We start from the raw sequence: 16170 nt of genomic DNA on the forward strand, positions 1-16170 counted from the left end.
ATTTAGCTTTTAGCAATTTGCCCTTTGCTAAAAATATTTCTATTCTATTCAGATGGAAGGCTAATAGCCAATAGCCAACAGCCAATAGCCAATAGCTAATAGCCAATAGCCAACAGCTCATCTATAAACTCCGTTGCTGCCTTCCCCGCATTGTCCGTTTTCATGAAGTTTTCACCAATCAAGAATCCTTTGTAGCCGTACGGTTTTAATTCGGTAATGGCTTCGATGCTAGAGATACCGCTTTCAGATACTTTGACAAAGTCATTCGGAATCTTATCTGCCAATTGCTTGCTGAAGTCTAGGCTTACTTCAAAAGTTTTTAGGTTTCTGTTGTTTACCCCGATCATGTTTAGAGTCGGCATAATTGATTTTTCTAATTCTTCGAGGTTGTGTACTTCGAGTAAAACTTCGAGACCAAGACTTTGAGCAAATTCAGATAACGATTTGATTTCGTCACGAGTCAAAACCGCCGCGATGAGCAGAATCAAATCGGCTCCGTGTGCTTTGGCTTCTAAAATTTGGTATTCGTCTACAATAAACTCTTTTCGCAATAACGGAATATTCACCGATGCTCTCGCTAGTAATAAATCGTCTAATGAGCCACCGAAGTATTTTCCGTCGGTTAGAACAGAGATGCCACAAGCACCGGCTGCTTCGTATCCTTTTACGACTTCTTCCACCGTGAAATCATGATTAATCACCGATTTGGATGGAGAACGACGTTTGTGTTCAGCAATGATTCCTGAGTTGCTGTTCTTTAAATTTTGACTAAGCGAAATCGTTTCTTTCGAAAAAAATACAGAAGCTTCCAATTGTGATACCGGAATGATTGATTTTTTGAGAACTACTTCTCTTTTTTTATCGAAAATAATTTTATCTAGAATATTCATTTTGTATTTTATTTGAAGTTATTTCTGTTTGCCGTTTGAAGTTGATCAAACAACTTTAAACCTTAAACGTTGAACTATTCTTTGTTATTTGTTTTTTAGCAAATTTACGAATTTACCAATTGTTAGTCCTTGAATTAGAATAGAAAAACACACAATAACGTAGGTAATTGTTACCCAAATATCTTTTCCTAATTCAGTCGGAATGGATAGTGCCAAAGCAATAGAAATTCCACCTCTTAAACCACCCCAAGTCAATATTAATACTGTTTTGGGACTAATTTCTTCTTTTAAGCGAATAAAAAGAGAAGGGATTAAAACGGATATATAACGGGTTATCAATACTATAAAAATAAGGATTATACCAATTATCAAAATAGTTTTATCAGTATTAATCACTAGCAATTCAAGACCAATTAAAACAAATAATAAGGCATTTAAAATTTCGTCTGCCAACTCCCAAAATTTATCTACATATTCTGCAGTGATGTCAGACATTCCTAATGTTTTTCCATGGTTTCCGGTTATAAGACCTGCGATTACCATAGCCAAAGGTCCAGATACATGTGTGTAATGTGCCAAAGAATAACCACCCATAACAATAGCAAGCGTGATCAAAACCTCAACATTATAACTGTCAATACTGGCAATTAATTTATAACCAATCCAACCCACGATACCACCAAGTATGATTCCGCCAATAGCTTCTTGACCAAAAACAGTTGCAATGCTTAGAAAAGACACATCTGCGTTGGGCTTTGCCAATTGTAGAATGGTAATAAAAACTACTACAGCTACACCATCGTTAAACAGTGACTCTCCTGCAATTTTGGTTTCTAGTGATTTTGTTACTCCCGCGGTTTTCAAAATACTCAAGACTGCAATTGGGTCTGTGGGTGATATTAATGCTCCAAAAAGTAAACACTGGATAAGGTTCACGTCTAAATTAAAAGCATTCAATAACCAAAAACTACTATAACCAACAATAAAGGTACTGATGATCACACTAAGCGTTGAAAAGAGCATGATACTTAATTTCTCAGCTTTTAAATCCTTGAATTTAATATGAATTGCTCCTGCGAAAAGCATAAAACTTAGCATCACCTCCAGTAATAATTCGCTAAAATTAATTCCGTTAAGTATTTCGGCTACATTTTCTTTTAAAGTAGGGAAGATGAAGCTAACTCCAATAATTCCAAGAGAAAATAATAAAGAAACGAGCATCAATCCAATGGCATTAGGTAGTTTTAAGTATCTAAAATTGATGTACGCAAAACTTGCCGATAAAACGATAAGTAGAGATATAAGGGGGAATAATTCCATGTGTATTATTGTTGATTAAAACGTTTTTTGTCAATGAGTTACTTACTCAATTCTTGTAATTTTTGTAAAGAAGCTAATGCTTTCCCAGATAGTAAACTTTCTATGGCCGTACCAAAACCTTCAAGCGGCGTGCAGCCCGTAACCGTTGCAATTGCCATTGCAGCATTGGCACAAACAACATTATTTTGTGCATCATTCCCTTTTCCAGCTATGATATCGGTAAACATTTGTGCCGATTCATCAATTGTTTTTCCGCCTTCAATCTCAGACTGTTTTAACAGTGAAACGCCAAAATCAGCAGGATTTAAAACACCTTCTTTGGTATGCGTGATGTATTTTGCAGGGCAAGTCAACGAAATCTCATCATAACCATCTAGAGCATGCAAAATAGTGAAATTTGCCTTCGTGTTTTGATAGAGGTACCCATACATTCTGGCTAGTTCTAAATTAAAAACACCTACCAATTGATTTTGTGGAAACGATGGATTGACCATTGGTCCCAACATATTGAAAAATGTTTTTACTGCTAATTCTTTTCGAATAGGACCCACGTTTTTCATTGCAGGGTGAAAAAGAGGAGCGTGTAAAATACATATTCCTGCTTGGTCTACGGCAGTTTTTAAAAAATCGGGATCGTTACTGAATTTTATTCCTAGCTTCTCCATCACATTGCTAGAACCCGAAATAGAGGAAACACCATAATTACCATGTTTTGCCACTTTTATTCCCGCACCCGCAGTAACAAAAGAAGCTAAAGTCGATATATTAAAGGTGTCTTTTCCGTCTCCACCTGTTCCACACAAATCGATCGTGTTGAATTCGGATAAATCAACTCGCAAACAAAGTTCAAGCAAAGCTTCTCTAAAACCTTCAAGCTCATCAATTGTTACCGATCGCATCATATAAACGGTTAAAAAAGCGGCTATTTGACTGGAGTTGTAACTTCCGCTAGAGATGTTGACCAAGACATTTTTGGCTTCTTCTCTAGTTAATATTTCGTGATTGATTAATCGATTTAATATATTTTTCATTTTTTTTTAAGTTGCTATCCCGAAGCTTCGGGACTGAGTTGCTAAGTTTTTATCTTTAAGTGCAACTGATTACTATTCGCTTTTTTTATGCTTTGACATGTATTTTAAGTAATTGACAATTTCTTGCGAATCACTAGTTGTCAATCCCAAGGTCGGCATTTTTACTTTATGGCGATAGGCAGATGGATCAACGATATACTGCACTAATTCTTTTTCGATCCAATATTCGGTTACGCTCTTCGGATAATTCAATTCGGGTCCCATGCTGCCACCTGCACCATTGAGCGCATGACAGGTAATGCATTGTTTCTGAAACAAATCGTAACCCTTTACTGCTTGTGCATCCTCTTTTGGATATAAAGCAGCAGTGTTGGTGTTACTAGCTTCCAATTTTATTTTTACCAAATTATAAGGCCATTTGTACTGACTGTCTTTTGGAGAAACGGCTGGATAGACCAAGTAAAAAGGCGCTGCATCCATCTCATTTCCGTTTTTATTAATGGTTTCCCATTTTTTACCTTCTGGAGCGTCTACGTCCTGATAGGCGATAAACGGTTTTGCTTTCAAAAATAAATCCAAAGGCATTTCAGGTTGGTAGCCGTCTTTGCACTCGAAAACAATTTTTGTATTCTTGCTGTCTATTTTCGAAAGTTCCAATTCATTTTGCAATAGGTGCAAGGCATTAACAGCTTTGTATCTTTTAGTTTTATGATAAACAGGATCTTCGACTATGGTGATAACAGTGTCCTTGCCTTCTCTATTTTTTTCGAATAAAGCGACTAAATCAATCACAGTCTCTTTTTGAGAAACGATGGTACTTTCTGCTTTTTGTTCCTTTTTCTGTTGACAAGAAAAGATGCTAAAAACAACTGCACTCACTACTACAAATCGAACTATTGAAATTTTCATTTAATTGATTTTTTCTGCAAAAGAATTAGACTCAAAGTTAAAATGACAACTACTAAAAAACGGAATATAGCGACTGATTACTAGCCATTAACCCAATTTTCAAGCATTTTTTTTCCGGTAGGAGTCAACACGCTCTCAGGGTGAAATTGTACACCTCGTACATCATAGGTCTTGTGACGCAACGACATAACCTGACCATTCTCGTCAAATGATGTAGCTTCTAGCACATCAGGCAAAGTAGGATCGACTACCCATGAGTGGTAACGTCCAACTTCAATTTCTTTATCCAAACCTTGAAATAATATTTCGTCATCCACTACCGTTTTGATGTTGGTAGCAACGCCATGATACACTTTGTCGAGGTTAGATAGCGTTCCGCCATAGACTTCGCCAATCGCTTGTTGACCAAGGCAAACACCAAAAATGCTTTTTGTAGGTCCGTATTTTTCGATCACTGCTTTCAATAGTCCCGCTTCTTCTGGAATTCCAGGACCAGGTGAAAGTACTATTTTGTCAAAATGGGCAATTTCATCAATATCAAATTCGTCGTTACGATACACGGTAACCTCACAATTCAAATCTTCTAGATAATGCACTAAGTTGTAAGTGAAACTATCGTAATTATCTATAACTAGTATTTTCCCCCTAGCCCCCGAAGGGGGAACTGATGTAGAGGATGTATTTGCTTTTGTCATTTTTTGTCTTAATTAAAATTTTTAATTCCCCCTTCGGGGGTTAGGGGGATTATATTGTTTCTGCCAAATCCAAAGCCGTATTCAAGGCTCTTAATTTGTTATATACTTCTTGCATTTCACTTTCTTCATCTGAGCTAGCTACGATTCCGGCACCTGCTTGTGAGTGTAGTTCGTGATTTTTACTTAAAAAAGTACGAATCATAATCGCATGATTAAAGTTGCCTTCAAAATCCATGAAACCAATAGCACCACCGTAAAAGTTACGATTTGTTTTTTCGTACTCTTCAATCAGTTGCATCGCTCGGTGTTTTGGAGCACCACTCAAAGTTCCGGCAGGGAAGGTGTCTGCAACCACTTGCATGGTTGTAGCATTATCGTGTAAATGCCCAGTAACTTTGGAAACCAAATGGATCACATGCGAAAAGAACTGTACTTCTCTATAGCGATCAACTTGTACACCATGTCCGTGACGGCTAAGGTCATTTCGAGCCAAATCGACTAACATTACGTGCTCGCTATTTTCTTTTTTGTCTTCAGATAATTGTTTTGCCAATACTGCATCTTTCTCATCGTCACCAGTACGCTTGAAAGTTCCTGCGATTGGATGAATTTCGGCTTTTCGATCTTTTACGATAATTTGAGCTTCGGGAGAAGAACCAAATATTTTAAAATCTCCATAATCAAAAAAGAAGAGGTAAGGCGAAGGGTTGATGCTTCTTAAAGCTCTATAAACATTAAACTCGTCTCCTTTGAATCCTTGTGTAAAACGGCGGGACAAAACCAACTGAAATACATCGCCACGGAAGCAATGCTTTTTGGCAAGGGCTACATTTTGTTTGAACTCGGCATCTGTCAAATTTGAATATCCTTCACCTTCTCTAGTAAAACTGTAAGTAGCTAGGTTTCGTGTTTGCAGCAATTGCTCCAATTCTGGAATATTATTACGTCCGTCCAAACTATGACAGAAGATATAAGCTTGATTCTTGAAATGGTTAATCGCAATGATGTTTTGATAAACCGCATAATACACATCAGGAATGGTATTGCTGTTTTCTTTTTTGGAGATGTTTACTTTTTCAAAATAACGTACAGCGTCATAAGAAAGGTAACCAAACAATCCGTTGTTGATGAATTTAAAATCATTTTTTTCTGATTTGAATTGTCCCGAAAATTCCTGAATGATTTGTGGTATATCCGTTGTTGCATCAATAGAAATCGTTTCGGAGGTACCGTCAGGATAATTTTTATAAATCGTTTCGTTTTCAATTTTGAACGAAGCAATTGGATTGCAACAGATGTAGGAGAAGCTATTATCATTACCATGGTAGTCACTACTTTCGAGTAAAAGACTATTTGGGAATTTATCTCTAATTTTTAAGTACACGCTTACAGGGGTGATCGTGTCTGCTAGAATTTGTTTATAATGAGTTTTGAGTATAAAAGGTTCCAAATGAAAAATATTTTAAGGATTAATAATGAAAAAAACAATAATGACTTTAACGTAAAAAAGGCTTGTCGTGATGACAAGCCTTTGTATATTTATAGTTAACTACATACTATAGGAGCTTTGTTCACGACGACTGACGTAAATTGTTCCACCACCAAGTATTGTTTGTAATTGTTATCATAATTGTTTTGTTGTCACAAATATATAAATGAATTTTGATTTTTCAAATTATAAAGTGTGAAAATTTTACGAATATTTTTGATTTTTATCGAATAGGACCATCAGGCCCTTTATTTTATTCGAAAGTTAAAAAACCAAAGCCACTTTGAGTTCGAATTCATCGTATATGGTTTTGTCGCCTAGATCGTCAAAGAAGCTTCCGGATCCATATCGAATATCATATTTAGTACGATCTACCTTCAAAGTGGCCGTTGCGGTATTTCCTTTCACCACCAAATCAAAGATAATTGGGTGTGTTTGGCCTTTGATGGTTAAGTTGGCAATGACAGTGTAGGTATTATTGCCTTTGTCTGTAACGGTTTTGAAATTCAAAAGTGCAGTATCGAAGTTGTATACTCCAAAAAAATCATCCGATTTTAAATGGCCTTCAAGTTTGGCTTTTCCGCTTCCGGTTTGATCGGTGTTAGCGAGGCTTTTCATATCGGCGGTAAAATTTCCGTCGGTAACTTTGTTGTCTTTAAAAGTCAGCGATCCTTCTTTAAATTTTATTGTTCCTTCATGTTGTCCAGTGATTTTTTTTCCGATCCAATTAATGTTGCTTTTCGAAACATCAATTTTCTTTGTCTGTGCGGCCATGGTGGCGAAAGAAAAAATACAAATAACGGACCATACAAGTAGCTTTAAATTTTTCATAGTGGTTAATTTTAGTTAGTATTGGTTATGAATGCTTTTATAGGTAGGCTGCAATGAATAGTAAATTGCAACCATTTCGTTTCGAATGGTAATCGCTAAGTATATTCTAGTTAATAAACTGTTTGTTAGCAGTACTCTCAAAGTTACAAAAAAGAAGCGAAAATAGTTCTCTTTATTCAAAAGAAATCATTGCAGTACGATTCTTAATCCTTTTATAATGAGTAAGATGTGTTTTTGTAAAAACAAATAACCCCCAACAAAAAATGTTGAGGGTTATCGTCAAATTAAATTTTAAAAGGGAGAACTGTATCTCTATTGCTATCAAACTGCTATTGCAAAGCTATTTGATTCTATAAAAGACAGTTGGTAATCAAGATGATTAGAATTTCAAATCTACAGCAAGTTCAAACTCATCATTGATAGCTTTGTCTCCTAAGTTACTGAAGAAACTACCTGAACCGTATTTGATATCATATTTAGTTCTGTCTACATTAAATTTTGTAGTTGCTGAGTTTCCTTTTACCGCTAGGTCAAAAGTAACAGGGCTAGTTTTTCCTTTGATCACTAAGTCAGCAGTTACAGTATATAGGTCTTTTGCTTTTACAGCGATTTTTTTGAAAACTAAAGTTGCAGTTGCAAATTTATCAGTTCCAAAGAAATCATCTGCTTTCAAATGTCCGTTTAATTTTTCTTGGTATTCTCCGCTAAGGTCTGTAGCAGTCATAGAGGTCATGTCTACGGTAAATTTACCACCAACAACTTTGTTTGATTTAAAAATGATCAAACCGTCTTTAAAGTTTACGGTTCCGTTATGCTGACCTGTTACTTTTTTCCCTACCCAAGCAATAGAACTTTTTGCTGTGTCGATTTTTTTAGTTTGTGCAGTGATTGTTACAGTTGAAAGTAACACTACTAGTGATAATGCGATTGTTTTAAGATTTTTCATTTTGTGTGATTTGTTGTTTAGATTAAATTTGTTGTTTGTTATTATAGTGTGATAAATAATTCTTCGTTAGATTTTCTAACTTTTTTGTAATGCTGTGTAGCATCTTCTGTATGTCTGTAACCAACGGTAGCGATCAATGTTGTATTAAGGCCAAGAGCATCAAAGCCTAATATTTCATTTACTTTTTCAGGTAAAAAACCTTCCATCGGTGTTACATCAATTTGCTTTTCTGCTGCAGCGTTTAATAGGTTACCCATAGCTAAATATACTTGTTTTGCAGACCAAATATTTTTTGCGTCAGCAGGTAATCCAAGTAAGTTTGCCTTCATTAAATTCCCATAACCAGTGACAGCATCTAGAGGTAAATCTCTTGTTGCAGCAATGTTTTCGACATAACCATCAATATCTTCATCAGATAAACTTGTAACGTTTGCAAAAACAAGTAGGTGGGATGCTTCTACAATTTGACTTTGTCCCCATGCTACAGGTTGAATTTTTGCTCTAATTTCTGGGTTTTCAATGATGAAAACTTTGTATGGTTGTAAACCATAAGAAGAACTTGAAAGACGAATAGCTTCTTTTAAAAATTCTAAGTCTTCATTGCTTATTTTTTTGGTTGCATCAAATTTCTTTGTTGCATATCTCCAATTCTGATTTTCTAAAAATGTGTTCATAGTGTTTATTTGTTTCGGTATTTTTCTAATAATTGATTAAGTTGCTGTAATTCGGCTATTGTCAAATTTTTTGTAAAAGTACGTTGATGTTCTTTTACTTTTGGTTCTAATTCTATTAAGGTATCAAGACCTTTTTGAGTAATTAAAACTTCTATTTTTCGTCGATTGTCAGGACAAACTTGACGGGTCACAAACTTTTTGAGTAGTAATTTATCCACTAGGCGAGTAGTGTTACTCGTTTTTGCTACCATGCGCTCTTGTATGAGGTACATGTTAGCGGGATTTCCTTTTTGACCCCTTAGTATGCGAAGCACATTGTATTGCTCACTAGAGAGTTCGTAGGGTTTCAAAATTTCAGCAAATTGTTCTGAAATAACTTTTTCTGTATACAAGATGTTCAAGACGACTCTTGTCGAATCATCAAGTTTTCCTGTTGTTTTGGTTATGTCTTCGATGGTCATTGCTTTTTCATTTGTTATTTGTAGGTACAAATGTAGCGGTTATTTCATTTGTATATACAAATGAATGTAAATTTTAACATTTAATAAACATTTTAGTTGCAACACTAGGTTTTGAACTAATACTTTTTTGTGGATATAAATAGAGTAGGATACGCCCAAAATAAACATAAAAAAAACCCGATAAGCTTGATGCAAATCGGGTGATGATTGGTTTATGATTGTATTAGTCTTTTAATCCTATTTTGGATAAAATAGTTTCTAATAAACACCATTTTGTAAATCCGGATTGGATTAAGTTGACACCTATAAAAACGGTAAACCACATCCAGTTTTGATTGACGTAAAGGGTTAATAATAAACTTATTAAAATGAATGATCCTACTAGGATTCTAAAAACTTTATTTTTCATAGTGGTATTGCGTGTGATGAGGGAATTCTTCCTCTAAATAAATTATTAGTTTGATTTTTCGATATTTAAAACAGCGACATGAACATGAGAAGCACTTTTTTGTTCGCCATTAAATGCATCAACTAGTTCAAAAAAGGAGTCTACTTTTTCCTTTTTTACAAAAGCATAGTAAAGGATGGATTCGTTTTCGTTGATTTTGCTTCCGAACCAATTGCTTTCAATTGCCTCTTCGGATAAATCTTTAAATCCGGTTACTGTTTTATAAGTAAAGGTTTTTACATCTGCTTGTTTTAGCATTCTTTTTACTTCGCTATCAAATGACGATATAGCTGTTATGATGAGTAATTTCATAGTGTTTTAGAATTATAACAATTCCCTCCAAAAAAGGGAGGGAATTGGGGTCATTAAATTTATATATCATTTTCTTTATTAAGTACTGTCTCTCTTCCTTCGGAAAGGTTGGTGGAGGATTCCCATTTTTTACGCTCTGTGATGTAGTAAATAATAGGCACTACAATTAACGTAAGAATAGTTGAAACGATAGCTCCAAATACTAGTGAAATTGCTAATCCTTGAAACAAGGGGTCAAACAAGATGATAGAAGCTCCTATTACAACAGCTCCTGTTGTCAATAGAATAGGAGAGGTTCTAACTGCTCCAGCCTCTATAATGGCTTGTTTTAATGCGATACCGTCATTCAGTCTGATTTCGATAAAATCGATCAGTAAAACAGAATTTCGAACCATAACTCCAGCTAAGGCAATCATACCAATAAAAGAAGTTGCTGTAAAATAAGCGCCTAGCAACCAGTGTCCAAATACAATTCCGATTAACGATAACGGAATAGCCAACATCATTACGATTGGAGTTTTGAAGTTTTGGAACCATCCCACGATCAACATGTAGATAATCACAATGGCAACCATAAAAGCAACTCCTAAATCACGGAATACTTCTAAAGTAATCTGCCATTCTCCATCCCATTTTACAGTGAAATCGCTTTCGTCTGTGGGTTGTTCCATGTACAATTCATTGACTTTGTACCCTTTTGGAATTTTCATTTTGTCTAATTTCTCGGTCATTCCAAGAATGGCATAAACAGGACTTTCTAATGCTCCAGCCATATCAGCCGTAACATAAACCACTCTTTTTTGATCCTTTCTATAAATGGTTTTTTGTAAAGTTCCTTTTACTACTTTTACTAAATCACTTACGGGAATCATATTGCCTTGATTTCCTTTTATTTTCAAATTCTGAATGTCTTGCAAGCTTGTTTTATCCTTGTCGTCTAGCGAAAGAACAATCCCTACATTATCATTTGAAGTTTCAGCATATAAGTCAGAGACAGGATATTCTTTCAATAAATAAGTCAAATTCCCAACTACTTGTTGCGGTGCAATTCCGTTCAGCATTGCTTTTTCCTTGTCTACTTCTAGTTTGTATTCGACTTGATTGTCCTCAACGGTCCAGTCAATATCTACAATGCCATCTGTTTTATGCAAAATGTCTTTTACTTGTTGCGCTACTTTTATTTGATCTTTATAATCAGGACCATATACCTCAGCAACCAATGTTGACAATACAGGAGGCCCTGGCGGAACTTCAATAATTTTTACATTCGCACCATACTTTTGGGCAATTTTTTGAATATTCGGACGTACTGTTTTGGCAATATCATGACTTTGTAATTTGCGATCCTCTTTGTGTAACAAATTCACTTGGATATCTGCCATATTACTTCCACCACGCAAATCATAATGACGTACCAATCCGTTAAAGGTAATTGGCGCTGAGGTACCTATGTAGTTTTGGTAATCAACCACCTCTGGAATGGTAGTCAAATATTGCGCAATCTCTTTAGTCACTGCGGCAGTTCGCTCTAGCGTAGTACCTTCGGGCATATCAATCACCATTTGGAACTCGTTTTTATTATCAAAAGGTAACATTTTTACCAAAACGGCTTTCCCAAAAAACATTCCAACAGAACCTATTAAAAGTAGTACGGTAATTCCAACAAGAATTCTTCTTCGGGCACTACTCTCTAGCAATGGGCGCTCAATTTTGTTGTATATTTTGTAAATAAAATTGGTTTCAAGACCTTCGGCATGTTTGTGCTCTTGATCGTCTTTTTCTTGCAATAAATGATATCCTAAATAAGGCGTCACCGTTAAGGCAACAAAAAGTGATAATATCATTGCAATCGATGCTCCAATTGGCATTGGGCTCATATAAGGGCCCATCATTCCAGATACAAATGCCATTGGTAAAATAGCGGCAATAACGGTAAATGTTGCTAAAATCGTTGGATTTCCTACTTCGTTTATCGCATAAATAGCGGCTTGTTTAAACGGGAGTCGCTTCATCTTGAAATGTCTGTGCATATTCTCGGCAATAATAATACTATCATCCACGACAATACCTACCACAAATACCAAAGCAAAAAGCGTGATACGGTTTAGGGTGTAATCCAGCATATAATAACTGAACAATGTCAATGCAAATGTTAACGGAACCGAGAAGAACACGACCAATCCACCGCGCCATCCCATGGCAAACATCACCAAAATAGTTACCGCCAAAATTGCAATTCCTAAGTGCAGCAATAATTCGCCTACTTTGTCTGAGGCTGTTTCTCCATAATTACGAGTTACCTCAACATGTACATCATTCGGAATCAAATTTGATTTTAAATGGTCTACTTTTTCAATAATTTTCTCCGAGATTTTCATTGCATCGGCACCTTTTACTTTACCTACAGATATCGTAACGGCAGGATATTCAGATGGATCTGCTTTGTATTCTTTATTGGCTTTTCCGTATCCAAAAGACACATAATTGCTAGCTGTTGACGGTCCGTCTTCAATTTTAGCTACTTGTTTTAGGTACACAGGTAAGTTTTTGTTTACCCCAACCACTAGATTTTCGACATCATCTGCTGATGTTAAAAATTTACCTGTCGTAATCAAATATTCTTGGTCTTGATTGACAAAACTACCCGATTGTGAGCTTCCATTATTGGCTTGAATCATTTGCATGATACCTAGGGCATCCACACCGTTTTCGGCCATTTTATCTTTGTCTAGAACCACTTTTAAGGTTCTGCTGCGTCCACCAATTTCTTTAGTGATGGCAACATCTTTTACTTTTTCAATTTCCGATGTTACTTCCTCAGCAATCTGGCGCAATTGAAAATCATCTATTTTTTCGCTCCAAAGCGTAATACCCAACATCGGTACATCGTCAATAGAACGAGTTTTTACCATCGGTTTGTACACTCCTTTTGGGAACATATCTTCGTGTTTTGCTAGTTCGTCGTATAGTTTTACATACGAGCGCTCCACATCCTGACCAACATAAAACTGAACAATCAGCATGGCTTGACCGTTCATAGCCATTGTATGCACGTGCTCAACCCCTTTAATATTCGAAATAATTTTCTCTAGCGGTTTGGCCACACGACTTTCAACTTCCGTAGGGCTCGCTCCTGGATATCCCACCATGACGTCAGCCATTGGCACATTAATTTGTGGTTCTTCTTCTCTTGGAATCAGAAAAGAACTATAAACCCCAATGATCATCAAACCCACCATCATCAAAATAGTTAGTTTTGAATTGATGAAAAAATTGGCAATTTTACCTGAAATTCCTTCTTGCATATTCTTTTTTGTTTAAAGTTTAAAGTTTCAGGTTTAAAGTTGTCCTCCTGAAACTGAACACTATTAGTTATTATTTTGAAAACTGATCACTAATTACTGAATACTAACTTTTGCACCATTAAACAATTTTCCTTCAGCCGAAACAATGTATTGCTCATTTGCAGCCAATCCAGAAAGTACTTCGACTTGATTCCCAAAAGTTTTACCAATACGCAACCATCTTAATATGGCAATGCTATCGTTACCTATCACATATAATCCAGTAAGTTGTCCTTGTTTTATCAAAGCCGTTTCTGGAATCAACATTACATCACTTTTAGAGGCGTTTTGTTGTTTTTCGATTGGAAATTGAACGTTTACAAACATGCCTGATAATACCGAGGCATCTGCTTTGTCCAAATTAATTTTAACTAAATACTGTCCACCAGTATTCTTGGCAGATATGCTTACTTCGCTTACTTTCCCGGTAAGTTGGTCGTTACTCGATTTGACCAAAACAGTAACAGGCATCCCTTTTTTGATTGCTGTAATATCACTTTCAGATACCATTGCTGTCACTTGTAATTTTGATGCTCCTTCAATACTTACCAATGGCATTCCTGGATTGGCCATATCACCTTCTTTAATAAAAGTATTGGTTACCACGCCCGAAAACGGAGCCGTAATGTTGGAGTATTTAAACTGTGCTACGACTTCATTTCGCATTTGTCTGGCGCCTTCCAATCCTGCTTTTGCCATTTCGTATCGTGCGGTCATATCATCCAATTCTTTTTGCGAAGCACTTTGCTGCTTGAACAAATTCATAAAACGATCGTAATCTTTCTTAGCATTATTATATCCAGCCGTTGCTTGTAAAATACTTGCGTCAACTTGTGCTTTTTTGGCTTGTAAATCGGTATTATTGATACTTACCAGCGTTTGTCCAGCGGCTACTTTTTGTCCTACTATAACATTTACTTTAGTTACATATCCCATCATTCGAGTGCTCAAATTTGCACTGTTTTCTGCTTCAATTTTTCCGCTAGCACTTACAAACGGACTGTTATCATTTTCAGAAACTCCACTTACTTTTACTGCAATGGCAGGCAATTCGGTGATGGGTTCTTTTTTCTCTCCGTTGCAAGAAATAAGTAGGACAAAAAGGGAAGCGATTATTGTCGTTTTAAATAAAAAGTTCTTCATTATATTGCTTTTAAAATTGAAATTGATTTTTGAAATTGTCATTGAAATTGACTTTTATTTTGTTAAAAACTGTAAATATTGTTGAGTGAAATTGTATTCAAAAACAGCTTGTAAAAAGTCCAATTCTTTTTTGAACATTTGAGTTTCCGTTTGCAATAAGTCCGTTGTTTTTTCTAACCCTTGAGTAAAACGGTTGCTTCTTATTCTGTACGCTTCTTGTGATTGTTCTAGATCCAATTGGGCAAGATTTACTTTATTTTCAGCATCTCTTAACTGACGATTGGTTTTGTTTAACTCCAGTTGGCTTTTGGCCTTGTATTGTTGGGTTTCAATTTCGGCTTTCTGAAAATCAGCTTTTGCTTTTTCCATTTTTCCTATGGATTTAAAACCATCAAAAACATTCCATGACAATTGCGCACCTAATGAATATCCCTTAGCAGCGGTTCCAAATAAGGAATCATCATACAATTCGTAACTACCAAAAGCATTTAATCTAGGTAAGAAATTCATTTTGCTAGACAACATCATTTTTTGATAAGCTGTAGTCGATAAATTCATGGCTTGAATATCTTTTCGATTTTCAGAAAGAGTTGTTGCATTGCTTTCAATCGTAATGCTGTTTTCTAATTCTTCTGTTGGTTTGTATATTTTATCTCCAATATTTTCATTTAGTAAAAAAGCCAAATAATCAGAAGCATTTTGAATGTTACTCTTAGCATATTGCAATTGATTTTTAACTTCATTTACACGCACTTGAACGGATAATAAATCTGTTTTTTGCAGCATTCCTTGTTTAAAATAGTTTTCTATTAATTTCAAGTTAGCATCAGCAGTAGTATTTGCTTTTTCTAAAACCGAAACTGCCTTGTAGGCCAGTTGCAATTCCATAAACGATTTATTCACTTCTAGCTCAATGTATTCTTTGGTGCGCTCCGTTTGTAATGCGAAAGCATTCATTTTAGCCTTAGCTGCTTGACGACCATAAATTCCATCTACATTAATTAAAGGTTGTAGAATCTCAAATTTGGTAGCAAAATTTTGAATGCGATTTGGATTGTTCAATAAATTCGGATCAAAATCAGAAGCGGTCAAAATTTCTTGATTCAATTTAGATCCAAAAGCCATTAAAGGATTTGTAGTTGTAATCGCAGTGTGCGAGGCGGTGATATTCGGTAAGAAAATAGCATTCGATTGTCTATAATCTGCTTGTGCCGATTTGAACTCTTGGTTTGCAATTTTAATTTGTAAATTTTTCTCAGTCACTTTTTGCGAAAGCTCACTTTTAGAAATAGCTAACGTTTCTTGACCATAACTGAAAGTCGAGATGGAAATCATTCCGACCAATACTATTAAATTAATTTTCTTCATCATTTTTTGGTTCTAATTATTACACAAAGATAATTTTGCAATATGAGCTCTACAGTAACAATAGTCACACTTGGTAAATAAAATAGTAAAGCATTTCAGAATAGGCTCTAAAATGCTTTTGGATTTGTTTGTTTTGTAAAGGATTGTCCGTGTTTTTGGATTGTTTTTTATCCTCTAGTACTGCCATGTCCGCCAGCAACAATTTTTAATATTCTGATATTTAAATAGAAAAATTTAAAAAATTGTATAAAAACATTTTGCATTTTTGAATGTTGTGATTTTGATATTCTTTGTGTCATGATTTTATTT

Annotated in this window: 16 protein-coding genes; all 16 read right to left on the minus strand. The window is 35.4% G+C overall.

The window, feature by feature from the left end; genetic code table 11:
• Nucleotides 1-95: 95 nt before the first annotated feature.
• Nucleotides 96-890 carry an indole-3-glycerol phosphate synthase TrpC gene (gene trpC, locus FFWV33_RS11800; RefSeq protein WP_108741079.1) on the minus strand — a complete coding sequence of 265 codons (795 nt, stop codon included), beginning with the start codon at nucleotides 888-890 and terminating at the stop codon, nucleotides 96-98.
• A gap of 84 nt (nucleotides 891-974) precedes the next feature.
• Nucleotides 975-2210, minus strand: coding sequence for a cation:proton antiporter (locus FFWV33_RS11805; RefSeq protein ID WP_108741080.1), 1236 nt, complete (start codon nucleotides 2208-2210; stop codon nucleotides 975-977).
• 38 nt (nucleotides 2211-2248) lie between these two features.
• Complete coding sequence (trpD, locus tag FFWV33_RS11810) at nucleotides 2249-3241, minus strand: anthranilate phosphoribosyltransferase (RefSeq protein WP_108741081.1); 993 nt, start codon at nucleotides 3239-3241, stop codon at nucleotides 2249-2251.
• Between the two features lie 72 nt (nucleotides 3242-3313).
• Nucleotides 3314-4150, minus strand: coding sequence for a c-type cytochrome (locus tag FFWV33_RS11815; RefSeq protein WP_108741082.1), 837 nt, complete (start codon nucleotides 4148-4150; stop codon nucleotides 3314-3316).
• A gap of 80 nt (nucleotides 4151-4230) precedes the next feature.
• Nucleotides 4231-4845, minus strand: coding sequence for an anthranilate synthase component II (locus FFWV33_RS11820; RefSeq protein WP_108741083.1), 615 nt, complete (start codon nucleotides 4843-4845; stop codon nucleotides 4231-4233).
• Between the two features lie 49 nt (nucleotides 4846-4894).
• On the minus strand, nucleotides 4895-6295 hold the full coding sequence (locus FFWV33_RS11825; protein ID WP_108741084.1) for an anthranilate synthase component I family protein: 1401 nt from the start codon (nucleotides 6293-6295) through the stop codon (nucleotides 4895-4897).
• A 303-nt stretch (nucleotides 6296-6598) separates the two neighbouring features.
• Nucleotides 6599-7165 (minus strand): YceI family protein, encoded by a 567-nt coding sequence (locus tag FFWV33_RS11830; RefSeq protein ID WP_108741085.1) that lies wholly within the window; start codon nucleotides 7163-7165, stop codon nucleotides 6599-6601.
• A gap of 379 nt (nucleotides 7166-7544) precedes the next feature.
• Nucleotides 7545-8111 carry a YceI family protein gene (locus FFWV33_RS11835; protein ID WP_108741086.1) on the minus strand — a complete coding sequence of 189 codons (567 nt, stop codon included), beginning with the start codon at nucleotides 8109-8111 and terminating at the stop codon, nucleotides 7545-7547.
• Nucleotides 8112-8152: 41 nt separating this feature from the next.
• Nucleotides 8153-8785 (minus strand): NAD(P)H-dependent oxidoreductase, encoded by a 633-nt coding sequence (locus FFWV33_RS11840; protein ID WP_108741087.1) that lies wholly within the window; start codon nucleotides 8783-8785, stop codon nucleotides 8153-8155.
• A 5-nt stretch (nucleotides 8786-8790) separates the two neighbouring features.
• Complete coding sequence (locus tag FFWV33_RS11845) at nucleotides 8791-9246, minus strand: MarR family winged helix-turn-helix transcriptional regulator (protein WP_108741088.1); 456 nt, start codon at nucleotides 9244-9246, stop codon at nucleotides 8791-8793.
• Between the two features lie 223 nt (nucleotides 9247-9469).
• On the minus strand, nucleotides 9470-9655 hold the full coding sequence (locus FFWV33_RS11850; RefSeq protein WP_108741089.1) for a YgaP family membrane protein: 186 nt from the start codon (nucleotides 9653-9655) through the stop codon (nucleotides 9470-9472).
• 45 nt (nucleotides 9656-9700) lie between these two features.
• Nucleotides 9701-10006 (minus strand): hypothetical protein, encoded by a 306-nt coding sequence (locus tag FFWV33_RS11855; protein ID WP_108741090.1) that lies wholly within the window; start codon nucleotides 10004-10006, stop codon nucleotides 9701-9703.
• 59 nt (nucleotides 10007-10065) lie between these two features.
• Entirely contained in the window at nucleotides 10066-13311 is a 3246-nt protein-coding gene (locus FFWV33_RS11860; RefSeq protein WP_108741091.1) for an efflux RND transporter permease subunit, read from the minus strand.
• Between the two features lie 93 nt (nucleotides 13312-13404).
• Nucleotides 13405-14493, minus strand: a complete 1089-nt coding sequence (locus tag FFWV33_RS11865) for an efflux RND transporter periplasmic adaptor subunit (protein ID WP_108742539.1) — start codon at nucleotides 14491-14493, stop codon at nucleotides 13405-13407.
• Nucleotides 14494-14547: 54 nt separating this feature from the next.
• On the minus strand, nucleotides 14548-15861 hold the full coding sequence (locus tag FFWV33_RS11870; RefSeq protein WP_108742540.1) for a TolC family protein: 1314 nt from the start codon (nucleotides 15859-15861) through the stop codon (nucleotides 14548-14550).
• Nucleotides 15862-16028: 167 nt separating this feature from the next.
• Nucleotides 16029-16160, minus strand: a complete 132-nt coding sequence (locus FFWV33_RS19665) for a hypothetical protein (protein WP_255505326.1) — start codon at nucleotides 16158-16160, stop codon at nucleotides 16029-16031.
• Between the last annotated feature and the right edge of the window lie 10 nt (nucleotides 16161-16170).

The organism is Flavobacterium faecale (assembly GCF_003076455.1).
GTDB lineage: Bacteria > Bacteroidota > Bacteroidia > Flavobacteriales > Flavobacteriaceae > Flavobacterium > Flavobacterium faecale.